Annotated in this window: 19 protein-coding genes; 1 reads left to right on the top strand and 18 read right to left on the bottom strand. The window is 59.2% G+C overall.

From position 1 onward, the window contains the following. Position 1: 1 nt before the first annotated feature. The 12 genes from ACUN9Y_RS13285 to ACUN9Y_RS13230 form a co-directional block, all read right to left on the bottom strand. On the bottom strand, positions 2-985 hold the full coding sequence (locus tag ACUN9Y_RS13285) for a hypothetical protein (protein WP_445461194.1): 984 nt from the start codon (positions 983-985) through the stop codon (positions 2-4). Beyond that, positions 985-1,881, bottom strand: a complete 897-nt coding sequence (locus ACUN9Y_RS13280) for a hypothetical protein (RefSeq protein WP_445461193.1) — start codon at positions 1,879-1,881, stop codon at positions 985-987. Before ACUN9Y_RS13280 ends, ACUN9Y_RS13285 begins: the two co-directional genes overlap by 1 nt. Beyond that, positions 1,874-3,349 carry a hypothetical protein gene (locus ACUN9Y_RS13275; RefSeq protein ID WP_445461192.1) on the bottom strand — a complete coding sequence of 492 codons (1,476 nt, stop codon included), beginning with the start codon at positions 3,347-3,349 and terminating at the stop codon, positions 1,874-1,876. The genes ACUN9Y_RS13280 and ACUN9Y_RS13275 overlap by 8 nt, the downstream gene beginning before the upstream one ends. Continuing rightward, positions 3,346-3,978, bottom strand: a complete 633-nt coding sequence (locus ACUN9Y_RS13270) for a phage adaptor protein (RefSeq protein ID WP_445461191.1) — start codon at positions 3,976-3,978, stop codon at positions 3,346-3,348. Before ACUN9Y_RS13270 ends, ACUN9Y_RS13275 begins: the two co-directional genes overlap by 4 nt. A gap of 3 nt (positions 3,979-3,981) precedes the next feature. Beyond that, on the bottom strand, positions 3,982-4,389 hold the full coding sequence (locus ACUN9Y_RS13265) for a hypothetical protein (RefSeq protein ID WP_445461190.1): 408 nt from the start codon (positions 4,387-4,389) through the stop codon (positions 3,982-3,984). Positions 4,390-4,465: 76 nt separating this feature from the next. Continuing rightward, entirely contained in the window at positions 4,466-5,458 is a 993-nt protein-coding gene (locus ACUN9Y_RS13260) for a N4-gp56 family major capsid protein (RefSeq protein ID WP_445461189.1), read from the bottom strand. 19 nt (positions 5,459-5,477) lie between these two features. Continuing rightward, positions 5,478-6,485 carry a hypothetical protein gene (locus ACUN9Y_RS13255; RefSeq protein WP_445461188.1) on the bottom strand — a complete coding sequence of 336 codons (1,008 nt, stop codon included), beginning with the start codon at positions 6,483-6,485 and terminating at the stop codon, positions 5,478-5,480. Positions 6,486-6,544: 59 nt separating this feature from the next. Continuing rightward, the gene (locus tag ACUN9Y_RS13250) at positions 6,545-6,742 is read right to left on the bottom strand and encodes a hypothetical protein (RefSeq protein WP_445461187.1); all 198 of its coding nucleotides are present in this window, start codon (positions 6,740-6,742) and stop codon (positions 6,545-6,547) included. Further along, on the bottom strand, positions 6,735-8,942 hold the full coding sequence (locus ACUN9Y_RS13245; RefSeq protein ID WP_445461186.1) for a portal protein: 2,208 nt from the start codon (positions 8,940-8,942) through the stop codon (positions 6,735-6,737). The genes ACUN9Y_RS13250 and ACUN9Y_RS13245 overlap by 8 nt, the downstream gene beginning before the upstream one ends. 1 nt (position 8,943) lies before the next feature. After that, complete coding sequence (locus tag ACUN9Y_RS13240; protein ID WP_445461185.1) at positions 8,944-9,558, bottom strand: phage terminase large subunit family protein; 615 nt, start codon at positions 9,556-9,558, stop codon at positions 8,944-8,946. A 104-nt stretch (positions 9,559-9,662) separates the two neighbouring features. Continuing rightward, positions 9,663-9,896 carry a hypothetical protein gene (locus ACUN9Y_RS13235; RefSeq protein ID WP_445461184.1) on the bottom strand — a complete coding sequence of 78 codons (234 nt, stop codon included), beginning with the start codon at positions 9,894-9,896 and terminating at the stop codon, positions 9,663-9,665. Further along, a complete protein-coding gene (locus ACUN9Y_RS13230; RefSeq protein ID WP_445461403.1) occupies positions 9,893-10,648 on the bottom strand; it encodes a terminase large subunit domain-containing protein in 756 nt (251 codons plus the stop codon). The genes ACUN9Y_RS13235 and ACUN9Y_RS13230 overlap by 4 nt, the downstream gene beginning before the upstream one ends. Between ACUN9Y_RS13230 and ACUN9Y_RS13225 the strand changes: the two genes are divergently transcribed. Continuing rightward, positions 10,540-11,346, top strand: a complete 807-nt coding sequence (locus ACUN9Y_RS13225; protein ID WP_445461410.1) for a hypothetical protein — start codon at positions 10,540-10,542, stop codon at positions 11,344-11,346. The genes ACUN9Y_RS13230 and ACUN9Y_RS13225 overlap by 109 nt on opposite strands. Positions 11,347-11,550: 204 nt before the next feature. Here the strand turns inward: ACUN9Y_RS13225 and ACUN9Y_RS13220 are convergent, their stop codons facing one another. The 6 genes from ACUN9Y_RS13220 to ACUN9Y_RS13195 form a co-directional block, all read right to left on the bottom strand. Continuing rightward, entirely contained in the window at positions 11,551-12,138 is a 588-nt protein-coding gene (locus tag ACUN9Y_RS13220; RefSeq protein ID WP_445461183.1) for a hypothetical protein, read from the bottom strand. A gap of 178 nt (positions 12,139-12,316) precedes the next feature. After that, positions 12,317-12,772, bottom strand: a complete 456-nt coding sequence (locus tag ACUN9Y_RS13215; RefSeq protein WP_445461182.1) for a hypothetical protein — start codon at positions 12,770-12,772, stop codon at positions 12,317-12,319. 1,213 nt (positions 12,773-13,985) lie between these two features. Then, positions 13,986-14,576 (bottom strand): hypothetical protein, encoded by a 591-nt coding sequence (locus tag ACUN9Y_RS13210; protein WP_445461181.1) that lies wholly within the window; start codon positions 14,574-14,576, stop codon positions 13,986-13,988. A gap of 8 nt (positions 14,577-14,584) precedes the next feature. Next, the gene (locus tag ACUN9Y_RS13205) at positions 14,585-14,980 is read right to left on the bottom strand and encodes a phage holin family protein (protein ID WP_445461180.1); all 396 of its coding nucleotides are present in this window, start codon (positions 14,978-14,980) and stop codon (positions 14,585-14,587) included. Continuing rightward, positions 14,980-15,528 (bottom strand): glycoside hydrolase family 24 protein, encoded by a 549-nt coding sequence (locus ACUN9Y_RS13200; RefSeq protein ID WP_445461179.1) that lies wholly within the window; start codon positions 15,526-15,528, stop codon positions 14,980-14,982. The genes ACUN9Y_RS13205 and ACUN9Y_RS13200 overlap by 1 nt, the downstream gene beginning before the upstream one ends. A gap of 116 nt (positions 15,529-15,644) precedes the next feature. Then, positions 15,645-15,740, bottom strand: a 96-nt coding sequence (locus ACUN9Y_RS13195; protein ID WP_445461402.1) for an IS3 family transposase, incomplete at its 5' end; no start/stop codon positions are given.

Here is a 15,740-nt window from a genome sequence, read left to right as displayed (position 1 = left end):
ATTATTTCCAATCACCACGGGCAATTATCGAGTAACGCATACTCTCTTGGACCGCCCCCCATATCTGCGCATTTTCAAATCCCGTCGCATCTACAATAGGAGTTGAGAAACCGCAGCACGCATTTGCACCCGCAGTATTACCACTGACCCCTGTAGCAAACTGAGGTGTGTTTATAAAAGGCACGGGAAACGGCCTTTGAATGACCGAAGTTCTGTACGGGTCGTCGAACGTCCCAACGCCCAGGGGGCCTGGCGATACTAAAGTAGACTGCCCCGTCTCCTGGGTACCGTCAGCCCATCTTGTCCAAGCCCCGTCACTGTTACTATCCGACTCTACAATAGGCCCCCCACCGACCTCTGGCATGGTATCGAAGTTATTAGGCCCCGACAGCTGTGCATACCGCGTATCTGCCTGCGAGATATTGGGAACGTCATCCGCACCGGTGCCCACATTGGCGGTGGAGGCGGTTCCCAGCCCGTTAATCTTCTGTTGGTTGGACAGCGTCTGGCCTGCCCACTCCGCCGCGGTTCGGGTGTCGGCGGTGCCGTTGGCGGTAACATTGTGCTGATTCGGGTCCCCATAACTGGCAGCAGCTTGTGCCCAGCTCTTCGCGGACTTGCTCCCTGCCTCCGGCGCAGTATCACTCTCCGCCCACTCCTGGGCCTTATCTCGGGCCGTCCGCGCGGCAGACTGCGCCTGAATCGCCGCGGCGGCACTTTGTCCCGCGGTAGTGGCACTGTCGCCGGCATTGCTAGCTGCCTGAAGAGCCTGGTCACGCGCAGCGTTGTAGTCGGTACCTCGGAGCAGCATGCCTTCCCAATAGGTGACGCCGCCCGCGTCGTTGGGCCCGGTGCCGGTGACGTCAGCGATACAGGCATAGGACTGACCATCGTCCGTCACCACGTCGTGTTCAAGATACGGCGTGCCAGGATCATAGGGGCCACGCAGGTTGAACCGTACCCGTCCGAGATTGAGTGTTGGCATTACAGGATCACCTCCAGTTCGCCGACGTCGTTGATGGTGAAGTTGCTGGCATCCGAGTAGCCCGCGAAGTGGGCTATAAGATCAGGCCCGGACAGTTCAAAGTTGAGAAAATCCATGGTCGTGGTGTCGTTGATGCGCTGGCTGACGGATTCCGCATCGGCAGCAGCGACACTGGCGGCTTGAGCATTGGCGTTTACCTGCTGCGCCGTAGCAGTCACCACCTGCTGAGCGGCCGCAGCAGTGATGGCACTCTGTGTTGCCGTGTTGGCAGATTCAGAGGCACTTGAAGCGTGCTGTTGGGCCTGTTCTTCCAACTGCTGAACACGTTCCTGCATCGTCTCGATGTGAGCCTCAGCCGCCTGAACCTCGATCAGGTAGGCCCTGGTAGCCTGCTCATCGCCTTGGGCGCTGCGTGCGTAACCCTGGGCGTCATCTCGTGCCTGCTCGGCTGCGATCTTTGCGAGGCGCACAGTGTCCGCGTCCACGGCCAGATACCACCTAGTCGCATTGCTCAGATCCGACGTGGCTCCAGACGTCTGGCGAGCCACCGAGACGTAAAGGTTCGTGGTGACCGGATCGCGCACGATATCGTTGAGGAAGTAGTCGGTGTTCGGCTGCCAGTCGCCGCGGAAGTAGAAACCCGAGACCAGGGCCAAATTGCCTTGCTGATCAAACCCCAGCACCCGATTGCGTCGCTGCAGTGCCGTCGCCACGAACTCCTGACTCGGCATGCCGTCTTCGTAGGGAAATTTAAGTGCTCGGGTCGTATCCTTGAACGTCTCGTCCAGGCCGGTGGCAATCGCGTCAAATTTCTCATCGACCGCTTCGCCCTCGGCAGTCGTGCCGGGCTGGAATCGCTTACCCGGGTCGCTGTTGTCGAAATAGGGGTTACCCACGGCGCTGCCTCCTCAAGTCGAAATGCAGGTCGTATCCCAGAATCTCGTGCGGCGAGCTCTGTGATTCGGAGAAAAGCGAGAAGTTGACAGAGGTGCCCGTGCCGGTGATGTCCATAGTCTCCTGCCCCATGCCAGGCACGGACCAGCGGAATTCACTCCAGTTATCGACGCCCCAAAGGCCACCGCCCAGCATGAAGTCCAGATACTCCCGGCGAGGCCGGCCTGTTTGGTTGTCGCCGTAGTCGAAGTCCGGCTGCATCCAGAGCCTGGCGTCGCTGCCCGATCGGATATCCCAAAACACACGGCGAAAGCGCTTTCGAGCACTCGGCGATTGAAGATCGGTGTAGGCCAGAGTCAGGTAAGCGCGAATGGGGGTGCCGTTGAAGTCTTCGCCATCGTCCAGCCGGTAGACGTTGCCGGCATCGTCGCCGACAAGGATCTGCTCCTGGCCAGACTCAAGCTCTCCGGAGTGCGCCACTACCACCTGGTGGGGATATTCGGTGGCGGTGATTCCGTTCCCGCTCAGGTACAAGCCGGTGCGATCATCGAAGAATATCCGGTACTGCCCTTTGGAGCGGGCAATACAACTGGCGATCACGCGATTGGCCTTGCCCCCTTGGGAGAACATCGGCTCCACCACACGACCTGGGTACAGTGCTGAGAAGTCGCCATAACGCTGAGTGGCTTCGAGTGAACTGATCCCCCGCTCGCCGATAAAATAGGGCTGTTGCATGGACTGGCATGAGTTTGCTCGGGCACCACTGTTGGGCACCGTCACCTCCAGCACGAAGTCAGCCTCGCTGGTGCCCCGCAGTGTCTTAATGGAGTCACGACACAGCACATGCAGGACACCACCGACACCGGAAAGTAGCCCGGTGAGCCGGTCACTGGTACCGATCTCGCCCGCACCGCCGGTAGATGCATCCCAGTTGGCGGGATCTCCGATGCCTGAGTGCTGAACACTACCGATGGGAAAGCCCAAGAACAGGTGGTTCTGGTGGAGTGCGATCATCGTCGCGCCGCTGGGGGCATTGGCTAGCGTGGTCAAAGTGCCGTCAAGGGCCAACTCGAAGGGCTTCCCTCCGCCGACGCCGTAAAGCGACCTGCCAGAGTCAGTAGCATAGACGTTGCCTTCGATGAACTCGTGCCGGCCGGCGGCCAGGGTCCCGGCGCTACCGACAACCTCCCAGGCGTCTCCTGTGCCGCTGAGCTTGTAAAGCGTCGCAGTCTCGGCCCCGGTATCCTTGCGCGAACCGTAGGTGCCATCAGCGAAGGTCGCCACGCCCAGGGTCGGCCCCTCGCCCGGAAGCGTAGGCCCTCGTTGGGAGTAGCCATCGATTCGCCGATAGCCTCCGGTCACCGGACATTCGTAGTTGATGCAGGAAAGCGCAGCACCAGGGCGAAGCTGCTCGGGCGGCGTCACCAGGTCGATGCCCCCACCGAGGCGGATATAGGCGGAGCGACTCATACCAACGGCCCTCCGATTTCAACGGCGGGAAGCTCCCGGCGCATCATCTCAGCCGTGATCTTGGTCTCACCTGCTCGAGCGGCGGTGGCCACCTCCGGCGCGTTCTCATAGAGTGCATACGCCAGCATCGCCCGGTAAACGATCACCATGTGGTACTGCGAAGGCATCCGCGGTTGGTCGATGTTTGCCACCAGTTGCTGTGGCGTTCGCCAATACTCGAACGTCAGCCAACTCAGCTGGGCGGGACTGGAATCCATGCGCAGATTGCCGTTAGGCAGCCGAGTAATATCAGTCGGCCATTCGCGCTCACTGTCCTCTCGGTACCAATCACGAAAAACCGACCAGGCGACTTCCCGTAAGGGTCGGCCGTTGACACGTAGGGTTGAGCGATCCCAGCGATCGAGGTCAACCGGCGGCGAGTACTCGCGGAAGTCGGCATCTAGCTCGATGCTCGCCTGCGCCCAATTGAATCGCCACTCGTCCTGTTCCTGCTGGATTTCCAGCCAGGCCTGCCGAACCCAGTCGATCAATCGCTGATATTCACCATGCTGGCCAGTCACCGCCGCCGGCCCATCGCCAGCGGCACCTACCTCCTGGCGCAGCCGCTTACACAGCTGCAGGAAATTCATCGATCAGACCTCGCCGTGCGAAGTGAAGGGGTAGGAGTGAACCTCGCGTGGCTCCATGCTCTCCGGATCATGGGTGACGCGTACAGCGGTCTCGAGCACCCGTACAACGGCCTCAGGCACGACTACCTTTTTGCCGCGCTCAATAACGTACATGCGGCCATTGACGCCGACCTGCACCGGTTGTTTGTCGCGTTCATGAGTGTGGACGGTAATCTCGAAACGCTTGCTCTGGGACGGAGCAGCCGGCGCCGGGTTGTCGTTACTCGCAATTGGTGCCGGATTGCCCAGGGCCTCGTCGATCTTCTTGCGCAGGGTGTCGTCTTTGGTATTTCCCTGGAAGGAGATGTCGAGGTCTTTGGCGACAGCTTCTAGCTGATCGCGATTCATGGTGGCGGTATTGATGTCGCTCACGGGAGATACCTCTCGGCATGTCTGAAAGAGAAGGCCCGCCAGAGGGCGGGCCAGGGTGTGACGGTCAGGACAGGTCTTACGCCAGATCGGAGGCCGCGACCTCAAGTCGGGCCATCCAGCCCTCATTGAGGATTACCGCCTCGAAGTAGGCCTTCCAGCCAACGGTGCCGCGCTGACCCAACGGATCACCGCCACGCGGATTGCCGGGATTAAGCACTGACGGCTTGATGGCGTTAGCGCCCTTCAGCGGCACCAGCCCGTAGGACTCCTTGCCGATGTAGACCACCGGATAGACGTCGGCGCTGGTACCCGTGGTGGTGATGGTGCCGGAAGCCGCGCCACCGGCATCGGCCCACTTGGTCAGTACCGGGCTGAGGATGTAGCGCACGTCCTCGACCTTGCCGATCTCGTGTGGCAACGCCTTCATGGAGCCGTACTTTTCTGTCGGAGTGAAACCCTGCATGTCGCGGATATCAGCCTCGAGATCCGTGTGAGCGAAGGCAATGTAGGCCGCGTCCACAGGCTCGGTGGAGTAGTTCGGCGAACCGCCCACCATGCTGGTGACCTTCTTGGCCCGGTTACCCTTGATCGAACGGGTGATGGCCCGCTGCTTGCTCAGGCTGATAGTGGCGCTGACATCACTGCGCTGAGAGCCATTGGCGAAGAACACGTTAGTGCCTGCACGGATCGCGCCCCAAGTCTGAAGCTCGATCGTTTCCGAGGCCTGTTCACCACAGAGCTGGTTGGCATCGGCTAGTACCGGATCCTCGGACAGGTCATTGACGTAGTCAGTGATCTCAACCACATCGCCCCACTGCTTGATCTGTACAGTCACGTCTTCGTAGGCCATCTGGCGCGCGGTTGGTGTGACGCCCTCGGTCAGAGGAGTGGTGACCACCGGGAAGGGAACCGGGCGGCGGAACTTCACCGTATCGGCCTTGTTCTTCGGCAGCGGCTTGGACTGGCCAAACTTGGAAAGCACCAGAATGGGCTCTGCGTGGTTCAGCATGTCGCTGGCGGCCCAGGCGGCGGTGCGCTGGGAGATGTCACCGTAAGTAGTCGTCGGCATTGCTCAGTACCTCTCGGTCTTAGCGTTTCTGTTTGGCGAAATGGGCGAACTGCCCTTCCCAATCGTCGGGAACGGCATCGCGCTTGGCCGCGCCGCGTCGTTGCGGTGTAACGGCACCTGCCAGGCGCTGCTGGCGTTTCGCACGCTCGGCCTCGGCGGCTGCCGTGTCGCCTTGCGCACTGTCACTGCCTGCCGTCTGGCCTTTGTAGAAGTCGAGCAACGCGGACGCATCGTCGGCGTTCTCGGACTCCATCTGTTGCTGGAGCCAGATCGGCTGTTGCTGCAGCCACTGCTGAAACGCGGGCGCATTCACCACATCACGCCAGTCTGAGTGGCGGGCCTCAAGGGCGCGCATCTGACTGTCGAGGTACTGGTCATGGGCCTGCTGCTGAATGGGCTGCACGGATTGCTCAACACCAGCAATCCGCTGGTTGAGGCGCTCTTCAATCCGGCCTGTTTCTGCCAGGCGGGCATTGATCGCGCTTGCCATCTCCGGGAAGTCTTCCTCGAACGCCTTCCAGTCCTCGCTTCCGTTCTGCTCAGCGATGGCTTGCTTCTGGTCGGCTTCCGGTGACGACTTCTCGGAACTGCTCTGAGCGGGTAACTTCCCACTCGGTGATTCTTGCTGCGACCCATCGCTCTGCTGCTGAGCCAACTGACGCTTGAGTTCGTTGATCTGGCGCTGGTAGGCACCGACGCGCCCACGTTGACTGGCTTCGCTTTGGGTTAGTCGGTCCAGATTGGCCTGCAGCTCCCGCTCGCGCTCGGTCGATTCCGGCTGCTCGACGCCGCTCGGCGTGCTTTCAGCGCTCTTGCCCTCCTCACCACCAGCGCCGCCGCCCTCTCCGTTCTTCGTGTCGTCAGCGCTTCCCTCTCCATCACCACCACTGTCGTCGGCGGATAGGCTACCCGAAGAGAATGCATCGAAGTACGACTCGAAGTCGTCTTCACCAGAAGTCTCAGGGCGGTTCTCGTCGTCATTGTTCAGCGCCTGGTCTTCAGGGGCTGACGGGTTCTGGTGTGACATTTAGCGGATCTCCCGATCGGCTGGTTACAGAAGGACCCGCGCAAGGCGAGCCGGTCGTACTAATAGGACGGCTGGGGAATGCCTGGCTGGGGGTCTGAGACCAGCCCCAAAAGCTCATCCATGGACTCAATTTGGCCGCGCAGATGATCATCACGAGAGCTGCCTGCGATCAACTGATCCACGGCATCTTGACGATGCTTGGCAGCCCAGGCCGCGACTTCACGCCAGGTATCGCTATTGCAGTTGATATCAGCCATAGCTATCGAACCCCTGGTTCATATTCTGCTGCCGTGCGTGACGCTCATTCTGACGGTCTGTGAGCTCCGCGGCTTTTGCATCACGCTGGGTCTGAAGCTTGGCCGATGTCTCTCGCATCTGGAGCTCGAGCTTTTGGGACTCCAAGCCGAGCTTGGCCTCCAGCTGCGCCAAGGTGAGGTTTTGCTTGAGTGCTAGCTCGGCGCGGTCTCGCTCCTGCTGACTCTGCAGTTCGGCGGACTTGTACTGCTGCTGGAACTGCTGTTCTTGAACGCGCAACTGGTAGTCGGCCTGGTCTCGCTGAGCCTTCATCTTGAGCTCTTGGCCTTTCATCTGCTGTTCTTGTTGCTTGAGTTGCAACTCCATTTGCTTGAGCTGCATCTCCGGGGGCATCTGCTGGCCAGCCTGCTGCTTCTCTTGCTCGATCGTCTCTTCGTCCTTGAGGACATTGTCGGCCGATACCGACATGGAGCGGACGATTTCGCGATAGAGACCCTGCCACTCGGTGGACTGCGCGAACTCAGGATTTGAGGCGGCGATCTGTGCCAATGCCAACAGCTTCTCCTGCTGTTCTTGTCTGGCAATCAGCACGCTCGAGCCCCGGGCCACGATGCTGAAGTCGCCCTTGATCTCCTCACGCTCGTCGTAGGCCATGTGCCAATCGTAGAAGCGGCGCACGACCGGCTCGGTGATGCCGTCGTCGTAGTTCTTCACCGCCGAGCGGAGCACGATATTGCTATTGTTCATCAGCATCTGCATGCCGCCATACGTCTTGGCACCAGGACCGCCGCCAGCGCCCTCTCCTTGTAAAAGGATTGGCAGGTTGGTCTCAGTATCGGCCAGCTGCTGCGCGGCCTGGAAGATGCTGTAGAGGTCGCCCTGGTTGGACGGAATGTTGTAGGCGTAAAAGGCCTGGTTTAGCGGCACCTTGCCGGTGCTGATCCACACCTTGCGTGGGCGTAGCCGCCAATCTCCGTCCTGCGGGTAGACTGCACTTTTATCCACGGCAATCTGCGGACCCGCCGAAAGGCCGGCGTTATCCATGATCATGCGCCAGGCGGTGGACGCGACCTTTTGCGGGTTACGCATCAGGAACGGCACACCAAAGCCAAAAATGCTCGAAGGGTCTTCTTCCCAGTTGTGAACGCTCCAGGGCAGTTCACCACTGTCTAGCGGATTGATGGCAGCCTTGATGACATGCTCACCGACAAACAGCACGCAGCCGCTGTATTCAGCCAGCGGATCTTCGTCGATCTGGACGCCGGCAGCGATTAGCTCTTCTTTGTCCAGGGGACCCCAGTATTCCCACAACTCCCAACGCTTGTTGTTGGCGACCGTATCCACGCCGGTGATATGGCGCAGCTCGTCGCGGCGATCCTGACTGATATGAGTGCCATCTGGGTCTGTCTCGAGCACCTTGCGCAGCTGATTGTCGATGACCCCGGGCAAGTTACTCAACTCTCGCATCTGCTTCTTGTTGAGCAGCTTGCGCTCGAAGCCGAACTCGGCCTCTTCCATCGTGGCAGCACTCATGTCCGGGAAGAAGTCCCAGGCATCTACTCGCTCAAGCCCAGCGCGAAACTCCTTCTGGACCTCCATGACCTGCAAACCGCTGTTCTCGTCACGGCGCCAGGCACGGCGCTGACGATTGACCACGACGGGCCCTTTCAGAACACCGGTACCTAGCAGGCAACTATCACCGATCACGTCACGGGCCTTGCCGTTGTAGCGAGCCTCCGTGAAGTCATCATCAATGGCCGTCTGCATCAAGCGAGCTTTCTGCTCGGCACGCTCACGCTGTTGACGGGCTTGGTCTTTCTCGGCCGGGTCTCTACTGTTCGCGAGGACTGAAAGCTGAGGCTCGGGCGTTGGCTTGATGCCCCAGTTTCGGTCATCGTTGGGAAGGAGCATGTCAGATAACCGAGCAATGGCCGCCCTGGTCTTATTGCGCGTCAAGTTGACGTAGATGCTCGAGGTGCCGCTTTCCTGCATTCGAGCCAGCTCATCCGCGGTGTACTCGCCGTGGTACTGACGCAAGTCATTCAGCCACCGAGTCTCGATCAATTGTCGGGAGGACACCTGTTCGCCGGCCAATTGGCTTAGCTTGGATCCTAGGCTGGACAGCATCACGCCAAGGCGCTGCTTCTCGTCCTCCATAGACTCGATGTCGTCTGTCATCTCGACAGTCGCGTGATCGGGCATCTCAATATCCTGTTGTGGTGTCGCCGGGGCTGACGGGCATCATCGAACGATCGACGGGCCGAGTAGTGGCCTGGTGGAGCCCCATGACCAGATAGCGCGTCGCATCCATCAAGTGATCGTTCTCTTTGACGATGCGGCCCTTCTCACTGCGACGATACAGCCGGTACTCGCCGAGCCAGTGTTGGAGCGTCGAGAACACCTTGAGCCGTCCTGTCGATAGGCGGTCCAACATGGCCAGTAAACCGGCCTCCACCGCCTTATCGGCGTTGTGGAGAATCAGCCCTTCATCCTGGTAGAGGTCCATCAGTTTTTTGCCGTCGTGCTGACTTGAGCCGTGGGCCGCGGTGTCGATGACGCCGGGAATCCACTGGCCCCGCATGCGAATCGACTTGGCGTGAACGCTCGGCTCTGCCATGCCGCGATAGTGTTCGCTGTTGAGGTAAACGATATCGGTGTCGCGGTCCCAGGCGCTCCAAATAGCAGCGGTCTTCTTCCAGCCGACGTCGAGGCCATAGATGCGTGCCCACCAGGTGGGTATCTGGAACGGCTCCACCACGATGTCTTCTTCGGGAACCGGGAAGATGGCACCGGCGCCAAGGGTAGGAATCCCGTTCATACGCGCTTCCAATTGGTGAGCGGAGATCGACCCAGTCAGGTCATCGATATCTTGCTGACTCAGGTGCGGTGCATGCTTCCACCCTGCTTGCACGACGTAGCGACTCACGGCACAACCGTGAAGTCAGCTCCGGCGATCATCATCGTTTGGCCGAGCCGTGCTTGAGAATCCACCCGGCGCGCCATGCGTAGGCCGAGAGTGCCACGAGAGATGCCACGCTCCTCGACCATGTCAGCCAGGCGCTTCGCCGTGCTGGTGGTGCGACGCTGATAGGTAGCTGAGACCGGTGGCATGTCGAGGTTCGCTACGTCTTCAGGTGTCAAACGCTGGTCGGTCATAACGGCTCCTGTTCATGCATGGATTCAAGGAAGGAAACGACCAGCTCCGTGAGGCCGGACAGTGGCGTGAACGTCATCATCACGATGCCGCGGGTCGTCATCGTCCTCACCAGGGCCTCGTCGTAGACGTCCTTTGGCACCTCCTCATCCAGCCACACCACATCCTGCTCGGTCCCCTGGAAGATTCGGCGCCCCTGGTCATAGCTTCGAAGCATGAGCCGCGACCAGCTGCCACTGGTGTGCTTTACCATGATCTCTTCGTAGAGATTGGCCACGCCTCGAGCAGGCGTCGGCTTTCCAAGCAGGTGCAGCGGGACAAGGCCGGTGCCGAACTCAGGTGTGCCGTACAGGCCGCCCAGCAGCTTGCTCTGGATGATGTCTCGAGTTGTCTGGCTGGTGTCGCCGGCCGCCAGGGCTGTGACCGCTCCATCAAAGGTTCGCCCAGGCCACCACTCTGGATATTTCCCGGTGAGATGAAAGGTCAGCTCCATCCCTCCCGCTACTGTCTTTCCGCAGTTGTGGTGGTAGACGCCAGCCGCCCGGTAGTTGTTGAGCTTAGGTATATGTGCGTCTATTATTGGCTGGTAACCAATGGGTACAATGGCTTCTACTGTCTCTCCCCCTACCAAACGAGGAGTTCTCGATGGGTAGAAAATCCCCAATTGATCAGCACTTCCCTGAAATACGTCAACGCATTGAATCGGGCGAACCGACGTATCAGATTGCTGACTCTCTGGGACTGACTCGGGCATCGCTTCAGGCGTACCTGAGACGACGCGGAATATCGAACCCGGCAGGCCGTCTGCACCGGAAGCGACTTGATGATGCCGAGCTTCGTCGCCTGATCGAGTCTGAGCACCTGACGCAAGCGCAAGCCGCCGAAGCGCTCGGTGTATCCACGTCAGCGGTAGAACGTCGCTGTCGGTCGCTGCAACTGAAAACAGCGCGGACAGGGCCTCGACACGGCGACGGTCATCGAAGCTGGCAGGGTGGCCGCCGCGTTGACAAACATGGATATGTCGAGGTGTTCGCGCCTCTGCATCCGCAAGCGAAAGCGCCAAGCGGCTATGTGTTCGAACATCGTCTGGTAATGGAGGTCTCGCTGGGCCGCTACCTGACTGCCGCGGAAGTGGTCGATCATCGAGATAACCACCCGCGGCACAACTGGCCTGATAACCTCCGGCTGTATGCAACCAATGCAGACCATCTGCGCGCGACACTAACTGGTCGAGAGAAAGCCACCCCTCGTCGGTCAATACCTGGTGCCTACGGGAGCAGTCAAAGAACCGACCGCTGCCCAGCACTACACGAAACGCTGGCTCAATGCCCACCAGATGTGCGTCAACGGGTCGAACGTCACGCTCAGATCCACCAGCCCACGCCCGAAGACTACCAGCGCAGCCGAACAGCGCTTCTGAGGCGCGGACCGAACCAGACGCCGTTTCAATAAACGTCCAGGGTGTGACGCAACGGTTGCCGGCCATGAATAGCCGTTCCTTGTGAAAGGCGCCGGCGCGGAAGAACTCCATGTGCTTTGGGTAAGCGCTGCGGGCCAGCCTACCGTCCTCAGGGAACAGCTGATCGACCAGGTTGTAGCGTCGGCGTCGGTCACGCTCTTCCAGCAAACGCAGATAATCGAGACGTTCGGCCCTGGTCACGACTGGTCGTCCGCCCCCCGGGACTCATACGCCTTGATCTTGGCCTCGAGCTCGTCATCTGTGAGCGCGTGCTCAGGAGGCGTCTCCTCGCCGGCAGGAAGGTCCATGCCATAGGACTGACGCTCGAGTTTGATCACTCTCTCCAGGGCCTGAGTACCGTAACCGATGCATTTGCCGGCGTACTCGAGATCAACGTCCACCTCGATGACGTCCCCGTCTCTTGTCTCGACCTCACGCTTGCCAGTAGAAAGCTGAGTATCAAGCTGCCCCGCGAAGGTGTCTTGGATACGACGCCAGCGCTGCAGCATCTGCCGGTGGCCATTGACGACCGAAGCGTTCTCGCATGCCGCTTGCTCGATCAGTTCAGCTTCCGGGACGTCAGGTGCCGCAGACTCTGGACGGCTTAGCTTCTCCCGTGTCCGCTGTTGTACGGCACCGGTGAGATCCTTGCTCCATCCGTGGGTCGTGGCACGCTTGCTGATCGCGCCCTTGCTGGGGCCATGGCGATCGGACAACTTCTGAAGGCTGAATCGCCCCGTGCGAAAGTCGGCCTCGATAGCCTCCCAGTCATAGCGTCGTGCCATAGGTGTCTGCGCGGCCCTCACGGGCGGCGCCTCCATAAGAAGGTGCCGGGCGTCTCACGACGTGCCGGCAGGGACGCCTCACGGCGTGCCGAAACGGTTGATATAAAAAAACGCCCCGAGAAAACTCAGGGCGTGGGTTCGTGCGTGTCTGAAGGGAAATCGCTTCTTGCCTAGTACTCTAGAAAGCTGTTTGGCAAGGGAATTCTGGTGTTCCCCATGCTGGTAAAGCGCTAGCGGAGCCCTTACTTGGCAACTCAATATAGTCATTGTCGGAAGTGACTGCGGCAATGCTGTGCGCTTTGCGCAACGCATCCCAAGCAAAATAGAAGTTGTTTGACCCGACACGAGAATCCGTTTCATAAGGATATTGGACTTCCGTGCCATCTATGATCAGTGAAAAATCACCCTCGTAACCTGACCCATAGCTCCGATCACCACTGGTCAACGTCATACGCACTGGATCGTAATCGCTACACGCGATGTATAGCTCATCGCCATAAGCGTTAACCGCCGCGTACTCCGATACGCCCTGGCCCCAACCAGAGGACCAGCTGTCGGGCTCTCCAAACGCCAGAGTACTAGTCGCGGCGGCAGTGGCGGCCATGGCAAAGCAAACTGAGGCAAACGTCTTCATCGGAGTTCCTTGAATGAGATCAAAGACACTCTTATCGGCGACAATCACTGAAGCTTTAGCGATGGAAACCGAGGCGCCGACGACCCATCGTTGATAAAAGGCGTATGCTCGAGGCACTCCCATGCCCCGGCATGAATGAATCTAAGAATTCACATCCATTCATGAGCATTAGGTACCGACGTTCCCCAGCAACTATCCTCGAGAGATCACGAGACCGGAAATCCATCATGAAAATGTATGAGATCAACTTTACTCGAGACGGACAACGAGCGATGAGGTGCTGCCACTTCGATGGCCCTCCTACACTCGAGGATGCATGCACTGCACTGGTTGAGCGTCTGCAATTTCCAATCAACGATGGCCTGTCAGTTGTCGCACAACTTGACGCCCGAGGTATCACGGACGTGCAATGGAAACCCGTTGACACGCTGCCCCCGTGGCGTCCAGCACGGAGCTAGTTGGAAATGCACTGCCTTCATGCATAAACAGGGGCGGTGAAGCAGTCACCTACTGTCTCCGGAGGAAAGGTAAATCATTGCTTACCGTTCAGTCGTAGGACTGAGACATGGAGCCATCTGGTTCTTCAACCAGCCTCCTGTCTAGTGCTCAGGTTGCAAAGTGTCGTGGCCCAGTCAATCGCTGAGCAGACTCGCCGGCTCTGGCCCTTCCTCTCTGGCCAATACAGCACCTACCGCCCTCTATGTGTCTATGCGGCAGAGTGTCTAGCGAGACTATAGACGATGACTCGCACGGTCTTTTCGCTTGATTTTCCCACTCCAACCTCCTAAACCATAACCACACTCTTCATCACAAATGGTGACATATCCTAAGACTTTCTGGCCGCAAAATTGACCATGCCGGAACATCTATCGCACCAGCGAATCCGAGGTAAGAGACTGAAACAATGGTAAAATTTATCGTTACAAAGCAACCTGTCGCCGAAACCGTCGGTAGGTCTGCTTGGCACGTTCAGCGAATCGGCAGAAAGGGGGCCAAGCCAAAAACCGTATCATCTCACGAGTCATACGTAGAAGCTGTCAGCGCCGCCGCGTGCTTGGCTTTTGCAGACGAAATTGAGCATGGAAGTCTTTCGAAGAAGGTGGTTTCAGCAAGAAGCAAGAACCGAAGACTACGAGGCTTGTCTAAGGCCTTATACTAGTGGCACCTATGCCGCTCAGCCCCTGCTTCTTTCTCTTCACAATACGAAGGCGGGTCACCTTGTCTTCAGCTCACTCATGAAGCTGCGGGGCATTGGGCTGTCAATCTGCCGTTGCTTCCCGCCTAGGAAAAAACCGGTCACGCTGCCGATAAGGCCACCGGCGATACCAGTCACCGCGATATCGGCGTAGCGCTCTCCCGTGGGAGACAGCTCGACGAATGTGATGGCGCCGATGTATCCGAACACAGCGAAGATCACCACACCGGCCATCAAGTAGATGAAGTTGCGGGCCAACCATCCAGCATTCTGCGACTGGAGCACGGCCAGTTGCATGTCCCGTGCGCTCTGCTGGTCTTCCAGATAGAGGCGGGTCACCTCGATATCCAACGCTCGCAGCTTGGCCTTGGCTTCGCCCGGGCTCGCCTGTACCTCTTTAGCTACCGCTTGCGGCGTCGCCTCAGTGCCGAGCGCATCAGCGACGCGACGACCCAGAGCAGCACCGACCAAGCCACCAGCGCCAGGCAGCACGGCATTGCCAGCCGCGGCTCCAGCGACTTGGACCATGCCCGGTGCAGCTTCTTTGAGTGCTTGGCCAACGCCTGGCGCGATCTCGGACAGAAAGCCACCTACTTCGCTCCATTTCATTGCATACCTCACTTGCGCAGGCGGCCGACAAGGACCTCGTAAAGGTCGTCGGCCTTGTTGCGGATCCACTCAGTACCCAAGAAGCCCAGGAAGACGCAAGGCGCCAAGGCTAGCTCACTCGGCCACCCTCGCGACTCGGCAAGCCAGAGGAATACGGGATAAAGCCCGACCGCCAGCAAAGTGCATACAACGGCACCGAGAAAGGCTTTCTTCCAGGGACCACCGTCATGCACACCGCGGGCGAAGGCGATGCAGAATGTCAAGGCCGACATCAAGAACCAAGGAAGATGCTCGAACAATGCCTGCCAGTTGCCTGGGTCTTTATTCGGCATGCCTCGACTCTCTTTGTTGCTTCGTTTCATAGGGCGCACCTCTGGGGCCGCCTGCGTATTCAAGCTATTCATCAGGAGAGGTTCTTTTCGACCTCATCCCACCAGTGCAATGAGTCACCTGCCATCTGACCGCCTGCCGTGGTGTAGGCCTTGGCCAACCGCTCAAGTGTGTTCTCGTGCTGGCCGTAGCCGGCACCTGGCAGTGATGCCCAGATATTCCGGCAACGATCCACCGCCTCGACGAACTCACCGACCTTGATCGGGTCCAGCGCACGCTGCTCCTTGATCTGCTGAATGGCGTAGCGATCTTGGCTTTCGGGTCCGAAGTCCGGTAGGTCCAACTGATCACGGTAGTGCGGCCAGTAGCGGGACAGGATCTGATAGCGACCGGCGGCGGTAGACCAAAGCCCATCGCGGTACTCGAGGGCATGACCCCGGGGCAGCGGATGATCACCGTAGCCTGAGAACACGTGCATGGCATTGGGCAGTGATCCCACCAGCACGTCATAGCCGTCGTCAGACAAGGCCAGCATCTTCTCGCCGATCTCGGACACGGCCAGCGTATCGAGGAACGCGCAGACGTTGAGGCCGCCCGCAGCTTGGAGTGAGATACGTGGCATAAAGGTCTCCGGCGCCTCACGGCGTGAGAGAAAAAGGGCTCCGGCGCCTCACGGCGGGGGAGAAACCGAAAGGCCCCACCAGTTATGAGCTGACCCCCAATAGTTGGACGGTTCACTCAGCCGGCGCCCAAGGCCTGAGTCCTGTACTGTACGGGGCTCAGGCCTTTTAGTTTCAGGCGGATGCGTTCGTGGTTGTAGTAATGGATGTACTT

The sequence above is a fragment of the Halomonas sp. V046 genome (assembly GCF_052645355.1).
The sequence above is the reverse complement of the archived record's forward strand: the minus strand, read 5'-3'. Positions and strand labels throughout refer to the sequence as shown.